This window comes from Mesorhizobium sp. M7A.F.Ca.CA.004.06.1.1 (assembly GCF_003999135.1).
Taxonomy (GTDB): Bacteria; Pseudomonadota; Alphaproteobacteria; order Rhizobiales; family Rhizobiaceae; genus Mesorhizobium.
In genome coordinates this window covers 1-1,938 of the sequence record NZ_RZPQ01000940.1, presented here as the reverse complement: position 1 = coordinate 1,938, position 1,938 = coordinate 1, and the positions used below count along the sequence as shown (strand labels likewise).

Below are 1,938 nucleotides of genomic sequence, written 5' to 3'. Positions count from 1 at the left end.
CGTCTATGTGGGACGATCTGCAGCGCGGCCGGCCGGTGCAACAACCTGCTCCGGCGCCAGGCCCGGCGAGCCAAGCCGCTCCGCTTCCGCTGCGCGCACCAAAGCGGTGATCCGCTGGACCGTCGGCAGGGGCGTGCCGGCTTTTTCCGCCAGCCGCAGGATGGCGCCCTGCAAGTCGTCGATCTCCGTCGGCCGGCCGCGCTGCAGATCGTCCCACATAGACGAGCGCGCCTGCAGGTCGATCGCCAGCAAGCGCCGCGCCAGCAGCTTGAACAGCCAGTCCGGCAGCCTGAGCACCTTCGGCAGCAACGCCGGCCGCAGGCCGGCGATCCGCGCCGGCTCGATGCCGGACGCTCTCATCGCTCTCAGGGCCTCGTCGATCTGGCTGGCCAGGATCAGCCGCCAGCGCCGGTCGGCCAGTTCGGTTGCCAGCGGCAGGCCGGAAAGCGCCACCAGCGCGTTGTTCAAATTCATCAGCAGCTTGCCCCACAGCACGGCTTTTATGTCGCCATGGGTTTCGACCGCAAACCCTTCGACGCCAAGCAGGCCGACCAGGCCGGCGGTGCCGTCCTCGACCATCACCATGCCGTCGCTAGCGCGGTGCACGCGCAGCGGCAGTTCGCCGTCCGGCGACTGCACCACATTGAACGGCACCATGCCGGCCAGCACCGTACGTCCGGCAACTCCAGCACGCAGCCTGTCGGCATTGTCGACACCGTTTTGCAGGCTGATCACCACGGCGTTGGGCCGGGCATGGGCTTTGATAAGATCCGCCATATCCTGGGTGGCGCCGCTCTTGACCGTGACCAGGATCACGTCCGCCAGCGGCAAAGCGGCGGCCGGATCGACGGTGACGACAAGCGCCTCGGGCTTGATCGAGCGATCGCGGCCCTGGAGGTCGCTGACCCGCAATCCACCCTGCCGTAGCGCTGCCTCGATGCGCGGCCGAGCCAGCAGAATGACCTCTCGGTTGGCCAACGCCAGGCAGCCGCCGGCATAGCAGCCGATGCTGCCGGCACCGGCTATGACGATCCTTCTGTCCTTGTCTGCCATCCTGTCGCCGCGCCGGGTCGGAGCTATACGACATGAAAACCATAATATTGGCGGCATCGCCAGCCATGACGCTGGCCCCTATGTCTGGCCGTGACAGGCCCTGCGCTTTCGACTATCGCTTTTGCCATGACGCTGCCGACCGATCCCGCCGAAAACCTCGCCGCCCTTATCCGTTGCGCTTCGGTGACGCCCGCTGAGGGCGGCGCGCTGACCGCGCTGGAGACGATGCTCAAACCGCTCGGCTTCCTGGTCGATCGGCCGGTGTTTTCCGAAGACGGCACGCCCGATATCGAAAACCTATATGCAAGGCGCTCCGGCAATGGCCCGCATCTGATGTTCGCCGGACACACTGACGTGGTGCCTGTCGGCGACGAAGCCGCCTGGACGCATCCGCCTTTCGCCGCCGAGATCGCCAATGGCGAGATGTATGGCCGCGGCGCCGTCGACATGAAGGGCGGCATTGCCTGTTTCATCGCCGCCGTGGCGCGCCATGTCGAGGCCAATGGCGGTCCGAAAGGGTCGGTCTCGCTGCTGATCACCGGCGACGAGGAAGGCCCGGCCATCAACGGCACGGTGAAGCTGCTCGAATGGGCGGCTTCGCGGGGCGAGAAATGGGATGCCTCTGTCGTCGGCGAGCCGACCAATCCGGACGCTCTCGGCGACATGATCAAGATCGGCCGCCGCGGCTCGATGTCCGGCGCGGTCACCGTCAATGGCCGCCAGGGCCATGTCGCCTATCCCCTGCTTGCCGACAATCCGGTGCGCGGGCTGATGAGCCTGGTCGACGCCTTGCTGCATCCGGTTTTCGACAAGGGGACCAGGGATTTCCAGCCGACCAATCTGGAGATCACCTCCATCGATGTCGGCAACCCCGCCACCAATGTC

General features: G+C 66.5%; 2 protein-coding genes. One reads left to right on the top strand and one right to left on the bottom strand.

Features of this window, described 5'->3' with window-relative positions:
• Window positions 1-3: 3 nt before the first annotated feature.
• The gene (locus EN906_RS32425) at window positions 4-1,053 is read right to left on the bottom strand and encodes a 2-dehydropantoate 2-reductase (RefSeq protein ID WP_127375692.1); all 1,050 of its coding nucleotides are present in this window, start codon (window positions 1,051-1,053) and stop codon (window positions 4-6) included.
• Window positions 1,054-1,179: 126 nt separating this feature from the next.
• Here EN906_RS32425 and dapE point away from each other — a divergent pair.
• The coding region (gene dapE / locus EN906_RS32420; RefSeq protein ID WP_127375691.1) for a succinyl-diaminopimelate desuccinylase at window positions 1,180-1,938 on the top strand (759 nt) is incomplete at its 3' end.

Coding starts and splice junctions, on each gene's coding strand:
- EN906_RS32425 (WP_127375692.1), bottom strand. CDS start 1,053: ATGGCAGACAAGGACAGAAGGATCGTCATAGCCGGTGCCGGCAGCATC.